Genomic DNA, 22857 nt, shown 5'->3' with positions numbered 1-22857 from the left:
GTTAACAAAAACTCTCTTTTACCATTTTTTGATGTCTACCATATCCTGTGAAGACCAACTCGCTCAATTTCAGCAATTTCGCCAAAATGTTTACGCTAACTTCCCTCTTAATCGTGACAGTGTAATGGATTTATTGGATGCTATTACGGGAAATATCACGGCTCAAACCCCAGTAGAATTATGTGAGCATCCTTCTTTCCGTCGCGGTTATAGTGCTTTATATAAAGCAATTAGACAATTTTTTGTACCGAGTAGCCCCAACACAGCAGTTGCCGAAAGAAAACAACTTCAAAAATCTCTACTAAAAACGCTTTCTCCATTAATTAAAGCACCGACTAAGCGAAATTTTCATTTATTTGGTTTGGACACAACCCCCATCCCACGCCCATTTTCTCCTACATTACCAGACCGGACATACATCCATCAACCGAATACTATTAAAGGTAATAAACCGATTAACATCGGGCATCAGTACTCTTTATTATCATTTCTGCCAGAGTCAGAAGGCACTCAAAATATCCCTTGGTCAATTCCTTTAAGCACCCAAAGAGTCAGATCTAATACTAATAGTATAGCTGTGGGAGTAGAGCAGATAGATACAACACTCCATCATTGTCCCGCCTTTGAACAAGAACAATTATCTGTGCTGGTAGCTGATAGTTATTACTCCCAACGTCAATTTCTAGATGCACTCTCCAAAGAGTCTAATTTGGTGCTAATCACGAGAGTACGTAGCAATCGAGTTTTCTATCGTCAACCATCCAGTAGTGAAACAGCTAATTCCGGTCGGGGACACCGACTGTGGTATGGAGAACGATTTGATTTAAAAGATGAAACTACTTGGCATCAACCTGATGAAACAGTACAGACAAATTTCACTACTCGTCGTGGGCGTTGTCTGCAATTAAACATCTCTGCTTGGCATCAAATGTTGATGCGGGGAACGAAAGAATATCCGATGCACCAACATCCTTTTACTTTATTACAGGTGAGGGTTACTGATGAATTTGGTCAGCAATTATGGCATCCGATGTGGTTAATTGTGCTTGGTACTAGGCGAAATGAATTAACTATTATGGACTGCTATTTATCTTACCGACAACGATTTGATATGGAACATACTTTGCGCTTTAACAAACAACGTTTGTTGATGAATTCTTTTCAAACCCCAGATGTAGAGCATGAAGAAAATTGGGTTCAACTAACGCAGCTGGCTTATATCCAATTATGGGCAGCCAGAGAATTGGTGTCAGCTCTTCCTCGCCCGAAAAGAAAAATCTTATCACAAAAAAACTCATCATTCTATAACACCTAGTTTAGTGCAAAGAGACTTCTACCGAATTATTCGCACGATTGGTACTCCGGCAGTTTCTCCCAAACCTCGTGGTTTTTCGAGCGGGCGGGTACAAGGTGACTCCAAAGAGAAAAGAAAACGATATCCTGTGGTCAAAAAGGGGAAAAAGATGAAAAAGAACCCGTCTTCGACACCGACTGCTGCTTAAATCAACCTAATTCTTCATTATTAATTATAATTACTTCGCGTTATAACATCGCGAAGCAACTTTTCTTTTGTCCAAAGTCCAATTTACTACAATCTCATTTAACAAATTTAGAATTACTGAAAATTCGCACATTACACGACCCAAAAGACAACTTTCACATTATTATTGGAATGACCGCATCAGGGGAATGGGTGGGAATTTCAGCAAATATTCCTACCGATAATGAAGACTGTGGGCAAATGGGAATATATAACTCTGAACAAATTAAAGAGAGTGAATATCAATCAGAAAACGAAGCTACAGCCAATTTGGTTGATAGATTACAGCAAGTTTTACAAGACTTAGATTTTTTTGAACCAGAAATTTTTGGTTTCTATACAGATAAGGGTTGGACAGTGCGAGTAGGTGCAACTAGAGCAAGTATGATTCATAGTTTATTAGAAGCCATTGGTTTTGCCAGAACTTTTCCTGTATGTAAATTATTTCATGAAGAGGAATATTATGGTGAAGAAGAACTGTCAGATGCTCAAGTTTATTTAGTTTTAGATGAATTTTTGGAGGCAAATATTAGTAATTTGCGTACTTATATGTTTGGGATGACAGTTTCTTATGTTTTTTATATTGTTGGTCAAACTTCCTCTGGTGACTGGGCTGGTGTCACTTCTTTTGCAGCTTGGGCTTAGTTATAAATAATATTTGCTTTGATGCTTCAGATAGATGGCGATCGTCCTATTGATGAGAGCGATTTTGAGGTAAAGTATGTGTTGCCAATTGATGGCGATCGTCCAGTCGTTGCTGATGATGTTGACATCCGCGACACGATCGAAGTAGATGGTACTCGTCCCATTGCGGCTAGTTCATTGGAGACTAACAAAACTCTCTTAATTGATGGGCAGCGCCCTATTACTCCTAGCAATTTGAACGTGAAAGAAGTTGTCTATGAGGATGGCAGACGACCACCCCTAAGTTTAAGGTGACATTAATTAAAAAATCCGCAGAAACCCGGAGAGTAAATTTACTATTTAAAGATTCTTTAAAAAAACCGATAAAATTTAATTCTCTTGATTAAAGTTTTCGGAAGTTGTGGTAAACAATTGTCATAAACTAGGGAAAATCTGATAAAATATTTTGGTTGAACAACCGAGAATATTTGGTTTATGCTGAACCGAAAAAAAACTAGAAAAGGCACCAGAATCAAGCGCCAATTAAGTTTAGTGGCCCTCGCCTCATTATCATTAATTGTTATGGTAAATACAGTTAGTTGGGCTGGAGAAGCAGTTAATAATTTTGTAACAGTTAATATTGAGTTTCAACCGCCTGGTAGCGAAGTTCCTCGTCGCGCATTGGGGGGAGGTTCTCGCGGCAATATTAACTTTATGCCGAACGATGATAAAGCTCCGACAACTGCTAAAGGGGGAGGTTCTCGCGGCAATATCAGTTTTCTACCTAATGATGATAAAGCTCCGACAACTGCAAGGGGAGGAGGTTCTCGCGGCGATATTAGTTTTATCCCCAATGATGATAAAGTTCCTACCAGCGCCAGGGGGGGAGGTTCTCGTGAAGGAGTAGGTTTTATGCCTTCAGGAGATACACCGCCTGAAAATACGAAAGGGGGAGGTTCCCGGAACGATTCAAACTTGCTTCAACCAGCAGCTTTATTGCCAACTACTAATATAGGTTGGACTGGATCGGAACGTCCTACCTTCTTTGTTTACATTCCTCCCACATCTGAATCGGAAGTTTTCTTTAGCTTGTACAGCGAAGATCGTCAGCAACACTATCAAACAACTTTTCAATTAAAGAAAACAGGTGGTATTGTTGCTATAAAATTACCAGCAGAAGCACCAGCTTTGTCAATGAATAAACCCTACCAATGGTCGGTGATTTTGCTAAAACCAGGGGAAATTTTACGTCCAGATGCTTACAGTATTTCAGGATGGGTAAAGCGGGTTTCTGCTCCAGTAATACCGGAAACTTTGAAGGGAAGAAATGCTGGGGAGTCCCAAAGAGCGATCGCACTAGCAGCTTTGTATGCCAAGTCAGGAATTTGGTATGATACGCTCAATATTTTGAGTGAAGCTCGCTTGGATCAACCAGAAAATATCTCCCTGAAGAAAGAGTGGGCTGATTTATTACAGCAAGTAGGATTAGAACATTTGGCTCAAGAATCTTTAACAGAACAGTTGTAGTTAATGAAGCTTCAAATAAAAAATTGGATGCAGGGGTGGCGAGAGGTTCTGGTCATCGCTGTTAGTGTCGCTGGCACAATTATGATTGGCAGCAATACGGGAGCTTTTCAACTGTTTGAATGGGTAACGCTTGACCAATTTTGGGGGTTACGTCCAGCCGACCCATCCGAGGATCGGATTGTAATTGTCACTGTGGGAGAATCTGATATAAAAGCGGTAGGGCGATGGCCGATGTCCGATCGGCAATTAACCCAAGTACTGAAAAATATCAAAGCACAAAAACCAGCAGTAATAGGCTTAGACTTATATCGCGACTTACCAGTAGAACCGGGACATCAAGAACTAATTGAGTTGTACAAATCTACGCCCAATCTGATTGGATTAGAAAAAGTTTTGCCAGAAGCGATCGCCCCACCGCCAATTTTAGCCAAACGAAATCAAGTAGGAGCCGCCGATATACTAATCGATAGCGATGGCAAAGTGCGGCGAGGTTTATTGTCAGTCCGTTCTGCTTCAGGTCAAGCAAAACAAGGATTAGGAGTAAGGGTGGCACTAGATTACCTGAAACGAAAAGGTATAGAACTAAAACTGCTCGATGAAAAACAGAAAAAATTTGGTTTAGGTCAAGGTGTTTTTCTGCCATTGCAAGGAGATGAAGGAGGTTATGTTGCCAAAGATAGCGGAGGATATCAAATTTTACTTAATTATCGAGGGCAGCTAAATCACTTTCTAAATATATCAATGGAGCAGGTATTAAATAATCAGATTCCAGCGAATTTAATGCGCGATCGGATCGTATTAATTGGCGCTACAGCTGCTAGCCTTAACGATATTGTCCAAACACCTCACAGCAACGCTTTATTTGGTAAAACCGACTTTACTCCAGGTGTGGTTATTCATGCTAACCTGAGCAGTCAAATTATTAGCACCGCCTTAGAAGGACGCACCAACTTACAACCGGGGAACAGAACCTTTAATCAATTATGGATTTTACTCTGTTCTGTAATTAGTGCCACTGGGACTTGGAGCATTTTGCACCGGAAATTTTTCGGGAGTAACAGCTTTTTTCTCAGTACAATTTTTAGTGTCACTGTTGCCGGAACGTCAGTTTTGGGAATCAGCTATGTAGCCTTTTTACAAGGTTGGGTAATCCCCGTTTTTTCTCCCGTTTTAGCCATTACTATCTCAGCAATTTTAACCAATAATTACTACAACCAATGGCAGTTAAAAAAAACCAACCAACAGTTAGCTAAAGCCAATCAAGAATTAGCTCAATATTCCCAAAATTTAGAATTAAAAGTTAAAGAAAGAACTGAAGAATTAAAATTGGCTAAAGAGGCATCGGACGCAGCCAATCAAGCCAAAAGTGAATTTCTCGCTTCTATGAGTCACGAATTAAGAACTCCTTTAAATGGAATTTTAGGCTATACCCAAATTTTAGAACGTTCTAAAACTTTAAGTCGAGAAGACCGCAAAGGTATTAGCGTAATCTATGAAAGCGGTTCCCATTTGTTAAATCTGATTAACGATTTATTAGACCTAGCAAAAATCGAAGCCAGAAAGTTAGAGATTTATAGCCACGACTTATATTTACCAAACTTACTAGTAGGTGTAACCGAAATTTGTCGGATTAAAGCTGAAGCCAAGGACTTAATTTTTCACTGTGAATTTTCCCCAGATTTACCGCAGCAAGTCCGTACTGATGAAAAGCGACTGCGACAAGTGTTAATCAATTTATTAAGCAATGCTATAAAATTTACAGATACAGGTTCAGTTACTTTTAAAGTAATGGTAGTAGACGATCGTTTGGTAGAAATGGGAGAGAAACCAACTACTAAAATTCACTTTGAGGTAGAAGATACTGGGGTAGGAATTTTACCAGAACAAATAGATAAGATATGTTTGCCCTTTGAGCAAGTAGGAGAAAATCAACGGAAAGCAGAAGGAACGGGTTTAGGATTAGCGATTAGTCAAAAGATTTTACAAATGATGGGTTCGACATTACAAGTTTCTTCGGAATTGGGTGTAGGAAGTAAATTCTATTTTGACTTAAATTTAGAACTAGGGGGAGGAGAAATAACAGCAGTTAAGCTTCTTAAGCCGGAAGCGATCGCTGGTTTTACCGGGAAAGAATCGGTAAAATTATTAGTAGTAGACGATCGCACCGAAAGCCGTAGTTTAATCGTTGATTTACTTAAACCTTATGGTTTTGAATTGATTGAAGCTAGTGATGGAGTTGAGGGATTAAAACAAGCTGCGATCGCCAAACCCGATCTAATTTTAACTGATTTAGTCATGCCAAAAATGGATGGGTTTGAAATGATTCGCCAGATCAGAAACACGCCAGAATTGCAGCAAATTCCGATTATCGCCATGTCTGCTAACACCTTTTGTCTAAACAAACAACAAACACCTCTTGTCAGTAATGACGAATTTTTGACTAAACCAATACAAATACCAGACCTTTTAGAAAAATTAAGAGTTCGTTTAGGGATAGAATGGGTGATCGATCGCCATATCACAGAACCGAAAACTCAAACTAAATCAACTAAAAAAATTATTGTACCTACCGAGCAAGAATTAGAAACTTTGCACCACTCCGCCCGTATCGGTGATATTGAAAAAATAGAACAGGAAGCCGAGCGACTCCAAAAGCTTAACTCTCAATATACTCCATTTTGCCAGCGCATCCTAGAACTAGTACAAGAATTTGATGATGCAGGAATTTTGCAATGGATTGAGCAGCACAGTAAATCGAAAGCTTATTGATTTGTTCTTAATCAGGGTTGTCAATTTCGCGTCAGATTGTTGAAAATAATCATCCGATAATATTGACTTAAAAATCAATGATTCTCTCCTTGTCGAAATTTTAAGTAAAAAATTGTCAATCGGTCAATACTTAGGCTTAAGATAAGCTTAATCTTATGCTTATTTATCTCATGATATTATGTGATTAAATAGAAAATTATCATTGTTAAGAAGACGAACAGAACCCAAAAATGTTTAAATAACTATTACTTATGTACAAAATTTTAACCAAAACTCTTTTTCAGTCGCTCAAAAACTGCAAAAGGCTTTTATGGCGGTCTTATTTATACATTGCGGTAGGGTTTTTCACAGTATTGTTATTATTAGTTTTACCTATTTTCGCTGGTTCTCCTTACACTACGGTAGTAATGGAACAAGCGTCAGCATCCGAACGATCGCCAGAACTAGGAATAAAATTGTATGAAGAGGGACGTTACCAAGAGGCGATCGAACTCTGGCAACAACAACTGCGGAATTTGACAGCACAAGGGCTGATTTTACCCCAAGCTGTAGTGTTAAATTATTTATCTTCCGCTTATCAAGATTTGGGAGAATGGCAACTTGCTAGTACAAGTATCGAGCGCAGCATTAAATTATTAGAAACTCAAAATAATCAAGAGCGAAGTAGGTTGTCTGCACTGGCACAAGCTTTAAATACCAAAGGAAGATTGCAACTGAAATTGGGGAATACAGAGTTAGCTTTATTAACTTGGAGAACCTCTCAATCTTTATATCAAAAAGCAGAAAATCAAAGGGGTGTATTGGGAAGTCAAATTAATCAAGTGCAAGCATTACGGATTATGGGACAGTACCGCAATGCTTACTATTTGCTTAGAGAAATAATCTCACAACTTCAGGAATTAAAAGATGTAAAATTCAAAGCATCTGGATTGCGAAGTTTAGGAAATGTATTGCAATTAATAGGTGATTCCGAACAAGCGATCGCAGTTTTACAACAAAGTTTCACGCTCAAAGATCCAGAAATCACCAATAACGATCGCGCTGCTACCTTACTAAATTTAGGTAACATAGCCAGAAACTTACAAGCAACCAAAGAATCGCTGAATTTGTATCAAAAAGCCATAGAACTTGCCAGCGATTCTTTGTTAAAAACTAAAGCACAACTAAATCAATTAAGCTTAATTGTAGAAGAAAAAAGCTCCCAAATACCCCTTAGCTTAATTCCCCAAATCAAAGCGCAAATTGCTAATCTTTCACCCAGTCGCTCCTCTGTTTACCTTCGAGTCAATTTGGCGGAAAGTTTAACTCTATTAGCAATTCAAAATCCTGGTAATTCCTCAATTCCTAATTGGCAAGAAATCGCTGATGATTTAGCTACAGCAATCAAAATTTCTCGCTCGCTTTCCGACGAACTAGCCCAAGCTTACGCACTCAATCAACTGAGTCAAATTTACGAATACCAAAAACAGAATCAAGAAGCTAAACGCCTTGCCCAACAAGCTTTGCAAATAGCCCAAAATAAAAGTGCTAATCAATTAATCATCAGTAGTGCTAGGAAAATCGGTCGAATTTACCGTCAAGAAAATAAACGCGCCGAAGCACTTGTTGCTTATCAAGAAGCCTTTAATGCTATTCAAACTTTACGAAATGATATAATTACAGCTAATAGAGAAATTCAACTTGATTTTAGCGAAAGTATCGAACCGATTAATCGGGAATTTGTTGATTTGTTACTGCAAGAAAATTCTACCCAAGAGCAAATCAAAATGGCACGGGAAGTAATCCAGGCTTTACAATTAGCAGAATTAGATAATTTCTTCAAAGATACTTGCTTAAATGTTAGCCCAGTACGAATTGACAATGTAGACCCGACAGCGGCGATAATTTATCCGATTTTTTTGAGCGATCGCTTAGAAGTAATAGTATCTATTCCTCAACAACCCCTGCAACATTATACTACTCGATTACCTAAAACAGAAATCGATCGCACTTTACAAAAACTCTACTCCTCATTCAATTTAGAATATTCCGACAAAGAACGCCTCCGCTATTCCCAAGAAGTGTATAATTGGCTAATTAAACCAATCAAAGCACAGTTAGACAGTAACGGAATCAAAACTTTAGTTTTTGTTTTAGATGGATTTTTACGAAATATACCGCTCGCAGCACTCCATGATGGTAAACAATATTTAATCGAACAGTATGCAGTTGCTCTTAGTTCGGGATTACATCTTCTCAGTCCGCAAACTTTACCAAAAGGAAACATTAACTTACTAACAGCTGGATTAACCGAAGGACTTCAAGGTTTTGCTCCTTTACCAGCTGTAGCTTACGAAATGAAAGAAATCGCTGATGAAATTAATTCACATCCAACAATTTTACTGAATAATAAATTTACTCGTTTACATTTTAAAACTTATGTAAAAAAAGAAGATTTTAATGTGATTCACCTAGCTACTCACGGTCAATTTAGTTCTAATCCCGAAGAAACTTTTCTCCTGACATGGGATGGCAGAATTAATGTTAAGGAATTAGATGAACTCTTGCAAGTGCGGAATCGAAATTTGCCCAATCCACTGCAACTTTTAGTTTTAAGTGCTTGTCAAACAGCCCAAGGCGATCGCCGTGCTGCATTAGGTTTAGCTGGGATGGCTTTGCGATCGGGTGCCCGCAGTACCCTAGCTACCTTGTGGTCTGTACGTGACGAATCAACCGCTCAATTAATGATCGATTTTTATCGTCAACTCACTAAAGATAGTGTTACAAAAGCCGAAGCATTACGTCAAGCTCAGTTAACTTTACTGAGTAATTCCGAATACAAACATCCTTTTTTCTGGGCTCCTTTTGTTTTAATTGGTAATTGGTTGTAGTCGGTACTACTACAGATAATCTCGCTCAAGTTTTAGGTAATCAATTGTTCTGAATCACGCAAGAAGAAGGTAAGTTTTGCCTGTAATTATTCTCGCCTTCAGGTGTGTTGCTCAACAGTTCTATTTGACCTTGGGCATTTTTGCGCCAATTGGTTGCTTCTACTAGGGTCTGTGGTTTTCGTTCTTCTCGACTCCTGAGTGCTGGCTTTTGGGGTTCTGATTCTCTGGGCGACAACTGGGCGCTATAATCGGTCAGGTCTTGCCAAATTTCTTCACTCCGAAACGGCATGGAAGGAGATTCAGGTAAACCACCACGTCCGGTGACGGTAAAAGTATTTTCCCCCGGTCTGGCACAACCGACAATAATCTTCCCCGTCGGGTCTGGTAGTTGACTGGCTAATTCGACTATTGTGGTGTTCGGTTGTACTTCAGGAGAGTTAATCGAGACGATGCCGGAAACGCCTAATTGAGAGGAAGCGGTAATGCTGCTATCGGCAGAGTTAAATAAACCTTGGGTTGGGTGGAGATTTGACTGGCATTACGCAGTTGCAGGAAGTTGGTGCTGAGGTTGATGTTGCCGCCTTCGCCAGATGCGGTGGCGGCGGTGATGCCACCTTTGCTGTCAAGGAGGACGATGGAGTTGGCGTTGATGTTCAGGTTGCCTGCGGTGCCCGTGCCTTCGTTGGCGGCGCTGACTCTGGCACCGTCGGCGAGGTGAGGCGGGGGGTGTTGATGGTGACGCTGCCGGAGTTGCCGGAGGGAGCGTCTGGGAGTCCTAAAAGTTGCCGAACAGGTTCACTTTCAATAATGGCTGCTGATTCTATTCGAGAGGGAAGTCCACCTCCAACCGCTCTGCCAGTTACTTCAACAGAATCAGTTGCATTGATCGTAAGACTTCCAGCATTCCCACTTGCCAAACCAGATGGACTAATTACCCCTCCATCCCGAACAACTAATCTGGATGTATTTATGATTAAACTACCACCGTTTCCCTGATTAAGTGACGCAGCGCCTATAGCACTAGACTGAAAGATACCTGGAATAGAACCAATCACTTCAACAGCATTATTTGAATTTATAGCAATATTTCCTCCGTTACCAATGCCGAAAGCTGGAGATGAAAACTGTCCTCCGTTTAACACTCTCAACTGCTCCGCCGATAAATTAATATCTCCCGCACGTCCAGAACCAAAACTGAAACCCGCATTTCTCACAAACAATAAAAAATCAATTTACATGACCTGATGTAAGACTTTTTTTGATACATCATCAATTGAAATTTAGGTAGGGAAATAAGTTAAGTATAATTCGTGATTTATCAAGATAAAATAATTACTCTATTTATCTTAGTACTGAAATCGAAATGCTGTGTTCATAAAATTAAACATTACAAAACCGGGCTTAGATAAAACCAAGCCAAAGTCTCATTAATTAGAGACTTAGAAAATGCACCTTGACTTTAGATTAAGCGGTATTTGGGAGCATTTTTAAGCATCTGTAAGCAGCAGCAAAGATATGTTTGTACGGACAAGAGCTAGTAATCGCAACTAAAATTCGCCCGGCGCTTACAGTAATCAATGCGCCTAGTTTTAGTAATTTAGTACGAATAGTTCCGACTTGAGCGTTTTGTAGTTCCGTCTTCGCTAAACATTGTTGACGCAATGCGTTCATCAAAACGTAAGCCAGAGAAGAAAACCATAATCTTAATTGATTTCCAGCGAATGTATGGGTGCTGGTTCTATCACTAAAAAGTTCAAGTTGTTGCTCCTTAAAGCGATTTTCCATCTCGCCTCGCTTACAATATTTTTGCGTGTAGACTTGAGCAGGAGGTACTTTATTGGTAGTTAGTGAAGTAACCACAAAACGAACCAGTCTGCGATTCACACCATGTCATGATATCGTCTCTGGAATAGGCACTATCTCCTCGGACTAAAATCTGGACATTACTCCATTTCTCACGAATTTGTTTAATAATTCTCTGTAATTCTTCTAAAGCCCCGGCTGCTGGATCTACATTTGAAGGTCGTAGCTTGGCTGCCAATAAGTGTTTTCCACAAAAAATATATAGTGGAGTATAGCAGTATCCTGCGTAATAAGTATTGAAGAAAACTTGCTCCTGATTACCATTTCCTAATGCTATAGCAAACATTGGATCATGACGTAATTCTTCGTGATCATTTAAGTCTTCATACCCCATGACCAGTCCGTATATCCTTTGTGTAATTAAGCTTTCTATTAGTAAATTTTTTAACTGTAGCCAAATTGCTTCTACAGGATTTTCTTGGGGAGCGTAAGGCGCAAATCTATGACAAGTAACTTTCCATTCTTCAGGAGTTATTCCTTGATTCTGCTGAGTTAAAAATTTTTTCATTTCCTCTCCTCTATGGTAACTAGCTCCATCCCAAATCAATAAAATTTTGGCTCCGGGATTTCTTAGTTGTAATTGAGTGACAAAATTAACAGTGTTTTCTCCATTTCCTTGGGGATAAGGGTTGAGAATAAATTCTTTCGTTAATAAATCTAAAGCTCCATAATAAGTCTGTCTTTCTTTGGGATTTAACAGGGGAATTTTCACTGGTTCTTGGATGAAATTCCACAGATAACCACAAATATCGTCCCACAGCAGATGACATTCATCAATAATATACACCACCAGCTTTCTGGTCTCTATTTCGGTGCGATGTTTTTCCAGAAGGTCGGCAATTTCTTGGTTTTTTTTTAGTTAGTTCTGCATCATATCGAGGATTCACCTGTTCTCCTTTTTGCCAAGAGATTTTCGCTTCTTGGAAAATCTGATAATAGCTTTGTCGCGATTGAAAAACTACATCATATTTGTCAATTAAATAAGTTTCTAATTCGGAAATATCCCAAGCTTTTTGCTGAATTAACCACGCAATTGTTTCGGCTCTCTCTTCTCGACTTAAATAACTTTCTGTGCCTTTGTACTGGGATTTTAAAGCTTCTTTACCGCCGACTTTAAAAGCATTAAACCATTTACTGATAAACCCTACTGAGACTGCTAAAATTTCTTTAATTTTCTCATACCTATATCCCTCTAACGCCAATTTAGCTGCTAATGCTCTCTTCATTTCTGCCGATTTAGGATTACTTTTAATAAAATCTTCGAGAGTCTTTAGCTGTTTTCTAACTTCTGAATCTTCTACTGTCGTCATTTCTACTTCTCGGTTACAAGCCGTTCTTATTTTACCAGATTACCCTTTTACTTCTTTCATGACTCATTTAGACTGGCTATAATGCGATCGTAGCTTGAAAGTATTCCCGCACTTGACGCTGTAAAGTTATGGTTAATCTATCCGTATATTTAGAAAATCGATTAACTTGACTAGATCGTTCTAAATTTTGTAGCACAATTCCCACAGTACAAGAGAGTCCCATCCCCAGGCATAAAGTTAACCAAATCGGAAAATAAGGCGATAATTTTCGTTTCATAACAATTTTTTCTTGATAGTAATCTTGCCAAATATAAATTTTCTTAATCCAATTTTGACAAAATCAGGTTAAATTTAAATTAAAAAAGGTAGTTTTTTATCTTCATTTTTTGGCGATTCAGGCAACTTTGGTAATTCGCTGAACACTACATCAATAGCAGTTTTAATTTGGGCAAAACCAAAAGACTTTATCCAATACCTGCTATTGATGCAACTTGCGTTGTGGGAAGGAAGTTTAAATTTTGAGCTATGATAGCTAGAAAAAGCCCAAATATTAGGGACTAACTTTTTATTTATGACCAGCGAACCACAACCTAGCGAACAGAAGCCCAAATTATTTCAAGCTATTGGGATTTTACCAGGGAACGTCAGGTTGGACTCCCAAAACAACAGAGCATTTGTCAAGATACAAGGGAAGGAGTACCCCTTGAAATACGCGCCTCACAAGAAAGGGATGAGAGCTTGGGATGCACTCAAACTGGAAGTAGGAGAAAACGAAACCAAAGAATTAAGGCTAACGGTATATCCCCAAGCGTTGCATTTTCCAGGGCGAGACAAAACACACATATTAGGATTCTCACTTGTAGGGTTTGCACCTATAAATGGTGAGGATAATTCATCTGATAAGGATGTGTTTGCTGCACAAGATTTCGAGTTTAAACTTTGTGGATTGTGGCAATTTATTCCAGTGTGTAAAACACCGTGCATTTCAATTTTTCGGAACTTTAATGAGGAGACTAAAGCCAGAATTAAACCGCTAGACTCGGCACGAAAACTGCGATTCATGAAAGCTCAACATCTTCCATTAATTTGGAAAGATGCTCTTGTCCCACCATTCCGATTTAATCCAAAGCTTGAGAAGGAAGAGCAGGGTAAGCGTTATTTTGTGGAAATAAAAGCACGGTTCATTCCAGGTAGGGATATATTTGGATTTGAATCCTTGAATGGAATACCTACTTCTGAGATACCGCCACACTTCAAACCTGGTAAGGCATTGAAGGCAGAAGTGCTGGAATTGAAGAAACAGCAGAAGCGGGCTAAAGCCCAGGAAGCGAGTAACGTCAATGAAGCCGGAAGTGAGCCACCTACTATCATTGATAAGCCCAAGCCTGCGCTCAAAAAGAAGGTTGTAGTGCAACCTCCAACTTAAGGAACTGGTGCGAGCGATCGCACTTTTAGCTTTTGTGCGATCGCGTTGCGTTGCGTCGATCTAGCTGATACTTGAATTGAACAATAATTTTCTAATTTTGGGTTTCTACTAAACTTTTCTGCACTAGTCCTTCGAGTAGAGAATTTTTAGTTTCCCGTGCAATTACCAAAGACTGCTGGTAGTAGTCATTTGCTTTAGTATAGTCTCGTAAAGAATTGTAAGCATTACCGAGATACCACAGCGCAAATCCCTCACTTAGGCGGTCTTCAATCTCCCTAGTAAGTACCAAATACTGCTGGTGATACTCGATCGCTTTCGGATAGTTTCCCAATAATCCTGAAATATTGACTGGAAAAGTCTGCCAAATAATTAGGAGTAAAGTAGTAGATGCAATCCCGAAAAATTGTTTTAATCGCATAGCCTTAAGAGTCCAACCGCCGAATACTAAGATAGATTTCTGCTTGTCTATATATCTCATATTTAGGAACTTATGCAAGAATACAAGCAGTAGTCTATCAAGCAGTAAAAGCATTCGGCTGGGCGAGCCAAGCTTCTAATTTCTCAAGGTTAAGATAAAGTTGTTGCCTTTGCTAGAGACTCTAGCAATTTCCCAGTTTCTGTATTGACCCAAACGGTTAGCTAGTGATTGTTTAACTGTATTTGCCACCTTAGCTTTGATTCTTGGATCGTTCAATTCGTTAGTTACTTTTGCTTCAATACGTTGTGTTAATTCGCCTTTAATCTTACTTTCAATTCGAGAACACACCCCCCGGAAAGCTCGACATAGCTTGTTGGGAATCCGTAAATCAGTTCTCAAGTCTACTTTGGGATTTCTATATGAAATAGACTCGCCACCACACAAACACGAAAGAATGCTGGGATTTTCATGGGTACAGATAAATATTTATAAGTGGAGATTAGCAGAGATGATAGGCAAATACAATTCAATAATTAGAGACGAACTATGGCAATAGCTAGTCTATAAAAAATTTATCTTTGAATGACTAAAGAAATGAAAATACTGATAAATAAAAATTAATTAGACCTAATAACTCGCTCCTCTTTTTCTCGAAAAACCTTTTGAGTTAACTTAGAAAACTGTTTTTTTGGAGAAACAGGATTTCTGAAGGGGAAATGCGATCGCCAGCAATGATACAATGCTAATAAAAGGAGCGATAAAAATATGAAACAACTAACTAGAATCACAATGAATCCCGAAGTAATGGGCGGAAAACCTTGTATCAGAGGTTTACGAGTAACTGTCGGAACAATTGTTGGTTTAGTAGCATCAGGACACTCCCCAACCACAATATTGCAGGCATATCCCTATCTGGAAGAAGCAGATATTTATGAAGCACTTGCTTATGCAGCGTGGCGAGTTGAAGAAGTAGAAGTACCTCTAACTTCAGTATGAAAATACTAATTGACATGAACCTTTCACCGGACTGGATTCAAGTCTTTGCAAAACACGGAATAGAGTCAGTTCATTGGTCAAATATCGGCGATCCAAGAGCAACCGATCGCGTCATCATGAACTGGGCAAGCACCAATGGTTATGTTGTCTTCACCAACGATCTAGATTTTGGCATCCTGTTAGCAGCTACTCAAGCAGAAGCACCCAGCGTGATTCAAGTTCGGACTCAAGATCTTCTACCTGCCAGCATAGAAAATATAGTAATAGAAGCATTACGTCAGTTTGAATCAGAACTTGAATCTGGTGCTTTGATTACCATCAACCTTACCCGTTCCAGGGTGAGAATTCTTCCCATAACTCCACCTGCAAAAGGATAAATTTAGTCATTTTACTTCATCTATCCACCACAATGCTTTGAATAGGTCGAAAGAGAAAATTTAATTGAAATTCAGCAAAACGTTACTAAAAAATAGGGGTTAAATTTTCGTTTTTTCCCTGTCTAATCCCTAATAATTTTGTGTTGATATCGCTCTATACACGGTTGGATCTGGAAACTGGGCGCTCGCACGAGTACACCCATTATCCTGTAAGGCTTCTGCTGTTATCGATCGCACAATTTGGGCTCTCCTCTAAAGTGTGTGATAAACATAACTTATCAACAACTCTTCATGTCAGACAGAAACTCTGGCAAACCCTCTTTAATGGAGGGTTTGCCAGAGTTTCTGTAGAAAAATGATCTGTAGAAGTACCGCAACTGGTACATTAAATATTAAACTACTCAAAAGCTCTGGAAAAAGATGACTTCTTTACTAGATAATTTACTTGATTTAGCTGAAACTACGGTCGAAGGTTATCAAGAAGTAGAAGGTTACGTTTGCCTTCATCTGAAACTGTTAAATCGCGGAACCTACTGCCCTCATTGCAATTATTACACAGCAGAATTACATCAAACAACTCAGATACTAGTCAGAGATTTGTCCAGCTTCGGTAAACCAGTATACTTACGAGTACCCCGGCGGAGATTTTATTGTCCTAAATGTCAAAGATATAGTACAGAAAAGATAGAATTTTTGGCCGAAAGAAGGAACTATACTAAGAGATATGAACAACATATTTACGAAAGAGTTCTTAGTTCAAATGTTGCCGAAATTAGCCGGATAGAGTACTTAAGTTGTGCAGAAGTAGAAGGAATATTCCGGCGGATTAGTAGCGAAAAAAAAAAGACTGGGGACAAGTAAAAAAGCTGACAATGGATGAAATCAGTCAACGAAAAGGGTATAGAGATTTTATCACAATGGTTGCCAATGCCGAGACGGGAAATTTGTTAGAAGTTATCGATAGTCATAAACAAGAAGAAATTATAGAAGCCTTGAAGCAGCAGCCATTAGAGGTGAGGGAGCAAGTAGAAGAAGTCAGCGTAGATATGTGGGGAGGCTTTCCAAAAGTCATTGCAGAAGTTTTCCCTAATGCTGCTGTAGTTATTGATAGATTTCATGTGATGAAGTTAGTTAATCAACGGTTAAATAAGTTGCGACAAATAGTAGGAATCAAAGCTCAAGGTAGCCGATTCCTTTTGCTGAAAAATTCGGAGGACTTAACTGAAGAGGAAAATCAAAAGCTACAGCAGATTTTGTCTCAATCACCTTGCTTGAAGATGGCTTACTGTATTAAAGAAGAACTCCGAGAAATTTACCAAACTACTACCACCGTCAAAACTGGTGTAATTAGGATGAAGAAATGGTTAGCCCAAGCTCGGGTATTTTATAGTAAAGTTGCCCGCACAATTAGCACTCATTTACAAGGAATATGTAATTACTTTATCAGTCGCACCACTAGCGGCGTAATGGAAGGAATCAACAATAAAGCTAAACTAATTATGCGTCAAGGTTATGGTTTTACAAATTTTGAAAGCTTTCGTGCCCGCCTTTTAGGTAGCTTTTCTGATTAGAAATATTTATCACAGAGCTTAGAGGAGAGCCGAAGAATTACAGAGAATTATTAAACAAATTCGTGAGAAATGGAGTAATGTCCAGATTTTAGTCCGAGGAGATAGTGCCTATTCCAGAGACGATATCATGACATGGTGTGAATCACAGACTGGCATTGACTATGTTTTTGGATTGGCGCAAAATAGTCGTTTGATTCAGATGACTAGCACAACACAAAATAGAGCAAAGCTTGAATTTGAGCAGAAATTATCAACAGTAGTTTCATTTTTGGAAACTGTATTTAAGCCAGATGAACAAGTTCCTTCCCTGGCTTCTGACTTGATTAATAACTCAATTTGGTATAAATCTTTAGACTACAAAACTCGGGAATCTTGGAGTCGAAATCGTCGTGTTGTTTCTAAAGTTGAGTATGGCGCGAAAGGGACTAATATTCGTTTTGTTGTTACTTCACTAACTACCAATAAAGTAGCTCCTGCTCAACTATACACGCAAAAATACTGTAAGCGAGGCGAGATGGAAAATCGCTTTAAGGAGCAACAACTTGAACTTTTTAGTGATAGAACCAGCACCCATACATTCGCTGGAAATCAATTAAGATTATGGTTTTCTTCTCTGGCTTACGTTTTGATGAACGCATTGCGTCAACAATGTTTAGCGAAGACGGAACTACAAAACGCTCAAGTCGGAACTATTCGTACTAAATTACTAAAACTAGAGCGCCAGTCCAGTAAAAGAGGTTGACAAAAAGGCAGTGATATGGTGTGGTAGAAAAATCGTCCGGCTCAACAAATGAGCAGACAAATAATATAGGGCTGGATTAATATTAACCGATAAAATATCAGCCTCTTTCAGATTAAAAAAGGCTATAACTATAATTAAATATTGAATTTAAATCAGAGAAAATAAAGTTTTATTTAGACAACCATTCGGGGAGATTGAATTAAAAGTTGTGCCAAAATATGGAGATTATGAACCACTGCCATACGCCGCAAGTCGAAGAGATTTTTCCTTTGTCCTAAGTAACGAGCTTTTTTACCTTGCCACTGACCAATATGAGCTAAAGTATGTTCCACACTCACCCGCTCTCTTAATTTTTTCCGGCCTTGAGCAGTTGTTTGACGTTGGCGTAATTCTTGTAAGAAAGATTCTTCTGGATGAATCGAAACACTGCGACCTTTAGGACTAGTTGTACATTGAGAATACAGGGGACAAATCTGACATTGTTGTTGGGGAAAGCGAACAGTTTTTCCTTCAACAAAGGGGATACTTATTCCATTAGGGCAGCGAATTAAATGATTTGACCAGTCCAGATTAAAAGCCGTTTTATCGAAATAGTTACCATTGCGTACTGGCCAAGATTTACAAATAATAGATAATTCTTTGTCGCATTTGGTCGTCTTCAATCGAAATTTGGCGGTTTACTGCTACCCCTTGACGTAACTTTGGACTGCCATCTGCTGCGATTTCTACATCTTGTGCTTCGATTAGTCTAGCGGTAGCCAAATTTTTTTCGACTAACTCTTTGGTTGATTCATCTAGGTCTGATTGTTCGGTTATCCAAGTTTCTACTTGATTAAGTGTTTCTAAAATTGTGGTTAATGCTTCTCCTCTGGCATTTGGGTCATCCCAATCTTTATCTAAGGCGGCTTTTAGACTAGATTTGGTGACAATTTCTGCTGGTACTTCTTGCGCTACTACTCCTAAATCTTGGTTGGTATTTTTGGCAATTATTAATAAGGCTTTTCGCAAGGCATGACCTAATAAATTATAGGTATCTTCCACTCTAGCTGCTCCCCATAAGGGACTCGAATCTAAGGCTACTCTCAAGGAACGCTCGTTATATTCTTGGGTTTTTGAAGCTATTTCAATGGTTCTTTCTATTAAAGATTGATCGCCACCACCAGCAATTAACCCGGCTCTAAATCTGACTAATGTTCCTTTGCCAAATGGTGCTTGTTCACAATCGAGACAGTCAAGTACTAATTGCCATCTTCTATCCATCACTATTGCTTCGATTGCTTCATCATCAGATACTCCTGTGTACGCTTGTAGAATTATGCACAATGCCAGTTGTGCTGGTGCAACCGGACATTTCCCCCGAAGAGCTGTCTTTATACAACAAATTAGCCAGTTTTTCTTGGAAGTCAGCATCGAATAGGATGTGGCGGTTTTGCCTCAGAAATAAGAACAGTTTGGCTTTTCGGATACGTTTAGCCACTTTTTGTTCTTCAACTGACAGTTCTATGGGCGGATTCCAGATTGGTGGTCTCATAGCTAGATGGGTGTTGAGCCGGACGATTTTTCTACCACACCATATCACTGCCTTTTTGTCAACCTCTTTTACTGGACTGGCGCTCTAGGGACTGGGAAACCTTGTGGAGTAAGCACTTTGTTAATTAATTAGGTTTACTTATCACCATGAGTACGGGAGAGCCATTTAGACATTAAGTCTCAGTTCTCAACGGTGCGAGTAAGGCATCTACCCACGCTAAATCGTCTGCTGTTAGCATGGGTTTTGGAGGAAGTTCACGATAATCAATCGACAAATTGTAAAACGCTTCATCGTAGATGTCGCGCAGAGCAGCAGCCAGATCCATCGGCACATCTACATCTGGAGGTCGCAGCGGCACAGGAATAATCGGCAAGGGATCTGGCAGTGAAATCGGCCATACTTCCACTTCTTGTGCTCCAGCACGGGTGAGTGTTACTAAATACGGCACCGCTGGCAAGCGCGGGTGAGCAAACGGACGAGTCCCACGCCGCAGCAAATCAATCTCAATCAGATGCACATTTGCGTTGTAAAGTCGCTGCCGCTTTTGGCGGTAAGGCGTAATTCCCGGCTCTCGCTTGTTCACTGGTGACAGGATTTCAATACTCGTCACGAGGGTATTACTGGCGGTATCGCGAATCTCAACATTGGTGATCCGCACTTCAATGGGCGGCATCAGGGGTAGGGTGAGGGGAGCCGGAGTGATCAGAAGATTACCATTTTCTATGGGCAGAGTTGAACGGATTGAGGCTCGAAGGGCCGATTTCTGACGCAGCACTTCCACATCAGGGTAAAGAATCCCAATTTCACTTTCGGGAGCCGTGTCTTGCACCAAATAGACCTCCAACCGCACCGTGTAGCCCGGTTGAATTTTCGGAGCAAGCTGCTGCCGAATCTTGCTGGCTAACGCATTATGGACATCGACCCATAGATACCCTTCTAAATAGGGGTCCATTCCAGGAAAGGGGGAGGGCATAACAAGACTCCCAAACAGACAGTATGAGGGCATTATAGTCTTTAACTCCAAATCAAAATCTCAAACTTGTCTGAGCCTCGTCATATTCCAGATAATTCTGAGGACGACGGCTACGCATCCAGGAGGCAAAGGCAGACATTAAGGGGTTTGTGCCACTTCCTATCAAAATAGAAGTTCTAAAGACCGAAGCCATCATATAGAATGTTCTTAACGTTAAGAACACAATCTTCTGCCAATGTTCTTAACGTTAAGAACAAAGCAGATATGTCCTATATTTCTTGCTCACAAAGCACTGTAGAACTTCGGTTGATTTTTTTGAAGAGTGAGAGCCTCAGAGGTGGCACGTCGTTGTTCTAAGTTTAATCTGTTGTATTGGAACAAACAACCTTAAAAAGTCATTCCCCGGTGAAAAACACATGAAATTAACTCCAGCAGTCCGTCAGGCTCGGATCGCGATCGCCTCAAATGCCGGTGGTAGCGGCAAAACAACAATGACAATTCACCTCGCTTATGGACTTGGGGTGAAAGGATACACCGTAACCATTGTTGAACTCGACCACAATGGTTCCCTATGTACATTAGCAGGACTAAATCCAGCCGCCCCTGAACACTCCGTAGCGGTGATTTTCAAAAAAACCTTTAAGGGTAATTACCCATTGGTACCAGTATGGTCTGATCATCTCTCGACTGTGACTGCTATTCAGGGAGGTAAACCGTTGGAGGAGAGTATTAACGACATCTACAGCTCTGCCAGAAAATATCAGATCCTTCAAGATGCGCTTGAAGACTTTCCTCTAACTAGTGATGTGATTCTGTTCGATACTCCTGCATCCTTAGAACCAATGGGGCCAGTAGCTCTTGCAGCCTGCACCCATGTTCTCGCCCCAATCAAACCGGAGTATAAAGATACTGGATCGTTCGCAGACTTGCTGGACTGGTACTACGAAAAAGTCAGGGAGCTTCGGCTCAAACCCCAACCAAAGCTAATGGGATTCGCTCCTTCACGAGTTGCTGTAGACAAAGCAGTTCATCGGAACATTTTAGGAATTCCAAAAAAAGCAGCAATTCTCATTTTGAAAGAAAATCAGATAAAATTCTCTTATTTAAATAGAGAACTTGTATGGAAGCATTGTTTTTTGACAGATAATTATCATCCGACGCTAGAGATAGACAGGTTTTCAGAAATCTGTCCATGAAAAATCGATTTCAACTGATAAATCCAGATGAAAATCTCAACAACTTTTTAGTTTTTTTCGCCCAGACCATTGTTTCTTTTCAACGGTGGTAACTTCTCCACTTCTTTCTAAAAACTCTAGCCATTCATATAAAGTTTTATGCGAACTTTTCAAGCAAACAAAAATAAAGTTATATCCTGGTTTTAGTGCTAATTCACAAATAGGTTGGTGAGAATATAGGTCATCCCCTAAAAGGGTTACAGGATAACCATACTGATTTTGATGATTTTTATTTAACCATCTTTTTACCGCCGCATTTTCACAATCTTGCTTTTGATATCCATCTATTTTTTTTATAAATTCTTTTTAATGATGAGAAATATTCTGTGCCATCTAACGCCACTAAAATTTCTCCATCTAAGTAGAGAAACTTGTGCAAAACTCCCTTTGACTCTAACCATTGATAGACTTTTTTAAAAGTCATAGACAGAGTAGTGGCAGGCACCGGATCTAACAGATTTCTTATTTGATTATCTCCGGGAATTTTGGCAATCAAGAATAAACTTTCAGCATTATCTTTTCCCTTATTGCTTTTCATTAAACGTTGATGGTCTAAAAAAGACGGTGACTGCGTAAAAAAGACGGAAAACGCAGCCATCACTGCATCTTCTACCTGATATTTGGTATTATTTCCGGGTTTCCTTTCATCGGGTAAGTCATGTAATCCTTGACGTAAAAATTGGATTAATTCAGAAATTTCTAGGGTGGCTGCTTTTTGAGTCATTTGGGAATAATTTGATGCGAGTTGAGGATTTTTAACTCACCAATTTTACCTTAACTGACAATAATTATAAATTTTTATTTCGCTGGAATTCTCTTTTCTCAAAACCGAATTATTTTCTGGCTACCAACTATCGCCGGGACAGTTGGTGACATCTTGATTCCAAGGATTTCCGGGTACTCTCCTCAGATATTTGTGAAAATTAATAGTCAATCAAGCGTAGTACAATACTACTTAAACCAGAAATAATAATTCCTAAATTTACTATATGAGATTTTAGTTGGCGTTGTAATAACGCGAACTAAATCAATATTTATAATGAATAGCAGCCCGTGCCATCTTACCTCAAGCTACAGACAGTACT

At 39.5% G+C, this 22857-nt stretch carries 17 protein-coding genes and 6 pseudogenes; 13 read left to right on the top strand and 10 right to left on the bottom strand.

From position 1 onward, the window contains the following. The first annotated feature begins 31 nt into the window (after positions 1 to 31). From ACE1CA_RS13330 to ACE1CA_RS13305, 6 genes and pseudogenes are all read left to right on the top strand, one after another. Positions 32 to 1502, top strand: a pseudogene (locus tag ACE1CA_RS13330) (NF041680 family putative transposase). 170 nt (positions 1503 to 1672) lie between these two features. Next, positions 1673 to 2185 (top strand): nuclease A inhibitor family protein, encoded by a 513-nt coding sequence (locus tag ACE1CA_RS13325; protein WP_486517831.1) that lies wholly within the window; start codon positions 1673 to 1675, stop codon positions 2183 to 2185. Between the two features lie 18 nt (positions 2186 to 2203). After that, positions 2204 to 2479, top strand: a complete 276-nt coding sequence (locus ACE1CA_RS13320; protein WP_486517830.1) for a hypothetical protein — start codon at positions 2204 to 2206, stop codon at positions 2477 to 2479. Between the two features lie 180 nt (positions 2480 to 2659). Next, positions 2660 to 3691, top strand: coding sequence for a DUF928 domain-containing protein (locus ACE1CA_RS13315; RefSeq protein ID WP_486517829.1), 1032 nt, complete (start codon positions 2660 to 2662; stop codon positions 3689 to 3691). A gap of 3 nt (positions 3692 to 3694) precedes the next feature. After that, the gene (locus ACE1CA_RS13310) at positions 3695 to 6460 is read left to right on the top strand and encodes a CHASE2 domain-containing protein (protein ID WP_486517827.1); all 2766 of its coding nucleotides are present in this window, start codon (positions 3695 to 3697) and stop codon (positions 6458 to 6460) included. Positions 6461 to 6711: 251 nt separating this feature from the next. Further along, positions 6712 to 9330: a CHAT domain-containing protein gene (locus ACE1CA_RS13305; RefSeq protein ID WP_486517826.1), complete on the top strand. Its 2619-nt coding sequence runs from the start codon at positions 6712 to 6714 to the stop codon at positions 9328 to 9330. Between the two features lie 40 nt (positions 9331 to 9370). Here the strand turns inward: ACE1CA_RS13305 and ACE1CA_RS13300 are convergent, their stop codons facing one another. The 5 genes and pseudogenes from ACE1CA_RS13300 to ACE1CA_RS13280 form a co-directional block, all read right to left on the bottom strand. Continuing rightward, positions 9371 to 9619, bottom strand: coding sequence for a hypothetical protein (locus ACE1CA_RS13300; RefSeq protein ID WP_486517825.1), 249 nt, complete (start codon positions 9617 to 9619; stop codon positions 9371 to 9373). Positions 9620 to 9983: 364 nt separating this feature from the next. Beyond that, complete coding sequence (locus ACE1CA_RS13295) at positions 9984 to 10544, bottom strand: hypothetical protein (RefSeq protein ID WP_413278872.1); 561 nt, start codon at positions 10542 to 10544, stop codon at positions 9984 to 9986. Positions 10545 to 10794: 250 nt separating this feature from the next. Then, positions 10795 to 11566, bottom strand: a pseudogene (locus ACE1CA_RS13290) (transposase); the annotation flags it as partial. Beyond that, a pseudogene (locus ACE1CA_RS13285) lies at positions 11567 to 12503 on the bottom strand (IS630 family transposase); the annotation flags it as partial. A 76-nt stretch (positions 12504 to 12579) separates the two neighbouring features. Beyond that, positions 12580 to 12780, bottom strand: coding sequence for a hypothetical protein (locus tag ACE1CA_RS13280; protein ID WP_486517823.1), 201 nt, complete (start codon positions 12778 to 12780; stop codon positions 12580 to 12582). 294 nt (positions 12781 to 13074) lie between these two features. Between ACE1CA_RS13280 and ACE1CA_RS13275 the strand changes: the two genes are divergently transcribed. Continuing rightward, on the top strand, positions 13075 to 13929 hold the full coding sequence (locus ACE1CA_RS13275; RefSeq protein ID WP_413275759.1) for a hypothetical protein: 855 nt from the start codon (positions 13075 to 13077) through the stop codon (positions 13927 to 13929). A gap of 91 nt (positions 13930 to 14020) precedes the next feature. Here the strand turns inward: ACE1CA_RS13275 and ACE1CA_RS13270 are convergent, their stop codons facing one another. Together ACE1CA_RS13270 and ACE1CA_RS13265 are read right to left on the bottom strand one after the other, a co-directional pair. Next, complete coding sequence (locus ACE1CA_RS13270; protein WP_413275758.1) at positions 14021 to 14407, bottom strand: tetratricopeptide repeat protein; 387 nt, start codon at positions 14405 to 14407, stop codon at positions 14021 to 14023. Between the two features lie 75 nt (positions 14408 to 14482). Further along, positions 14483 to 14746, bottom strand: a complete 264-nt coding sequence (locus tag ACE1CA_RS13265; RefSeq protein WP_486517822.1) for a hypothetical protein — start codon at positions 14744 to 14746, stop codon at positions 14483 to 14485. 366 nt (positions 14747 to 15112) lie between these two features. Here ACE1CA_RS13265 and ACE1CA_RS13260 point away from each other — a divergent pair, with 366 nt between their 5' ends. The 5 genes and pseudogenes from ACE1CA_RS13260 to ACE1CA_RS13240 form a co-directional block, all read left to right on the top strand. Further along, a complete protein-coding gene (locus ACE1CA_RS13260) occupies positions 15113 to 15343 on the top strand; it encodes a DUF433 domain-containing protein (protein WP_486517821.1) in 231 nt (76 codons plus the stop codon). After that, entirely contained in the window at positions 15340 to 15720 is a 381-nt protein-coding gene (locus ACE1CA_RS13255) for a DUF5615 family PIN-like protein (protein ID WP_486517819.1), read from the top strand. Before ACE1CA_RS13260 ends, ACE1CA_RS13255 begins: the two co-directional genes overlap by 4 nt. Before the next feature lie 420 nt (positions 15721 to 16140). Next, positions 16141 to 16581 (top strand): transposase family protein, encoded by a 441-nt coding sequence (locus ACE1CA_RS13250; RefSeq protein WP_413276652.1) that lies wholly within the window; start codon positions 16141 to 16143, stop codon positions 16579 to 16581. A gap of 11 nt (positions 16582 to 16592) precedes the next feature. Beyond that, positions 16593 to 17291, top strand: a complete 699-nt coding sequence (locus ACE1CA_RS13245; protein WP_413276651.1) for an ISL3 family transposase — start codon at positions 16593 to 16595, stop codon at positions 17289 to 17291. Positions 17292 to 17325: 34 nt separating this feature from the next. Next, positions 17326 to 18006 (top strand): annotated as a pseudogene (locus tag ACE1CA_RS13240) (IS1380 family transposase); the annotation flags it as partial. A 200-nt stretch (positions 18007 to 18206) separates the two neighbouring features. Here ACE1CA_RS13240 and ACE1CA_RS13235 read toward each other — a convergent pair. Together ACE1CA_RS13235 and ACE1CA_RS13230 are read right to left on the bottom strand one after the other, a co-directional pair. Further along, positions 18207 to 19564, bottom strand: a pseudogene (locus ACE1CA_RS13235) (transposase). A gap of 172 nt (positions 19565 to 19736) precedes the next feature. Beyond that, complete coding sequence (locus ACE1CA_RS13230) at positions 19737 to 20516, bottom strand: DUF4058 family protein (protein WP_486517976.1); 780 nt, start codon at positions 20514 to 20516, stop codon at positions 19737 to 19739. Positions 20517 to 20953: 437 nt separating this feature from the next. Here ACE1CA_RS13230 and ACE1CA_RS13225 point away from each other — a divergent pair, with 437 nt between their 5' ends. Then, on the top strand, positions 20954 to 21733 hold the full coding sequence (locus ACE1CA_RS13225) for a ParA family protein (protein WP_486517818.1): 780 nt from the start codon (positions 20954 to 20956) through the stop codon (positions 21731 to 21733). A 48-nt stretch (positions 21734 to 21781) separates the two neighbouring features. Here the strand turns inward: ACE1CA_RS13225 and ACE1CA_RS13220 are convergent. Next, positions 21782 to 22496: pseudogene (locus ACE1CA_RS13220) on the bottom strand (ISNCY family transposase); the annotation flags it as partial. Positions 22497 to 22857 lie beyond the last annotated feature (361 nt).

It is taken from the genome of Floridaenema evergladense BLCC-F167 (assembly GCF_041929205.2).
Classification (GTDB): domain Bacteria; phylum Cyanobacteriota; class Cyanobacteriia; order Cyanobacteriales; family Aerosakkonemataceae; genus Floridanema; species Floridanema evergladense.
Note: the sequence above shows the minus strand (reverse complement) of the source record. Positions and strands in the feature narration are given on the sequence as shown.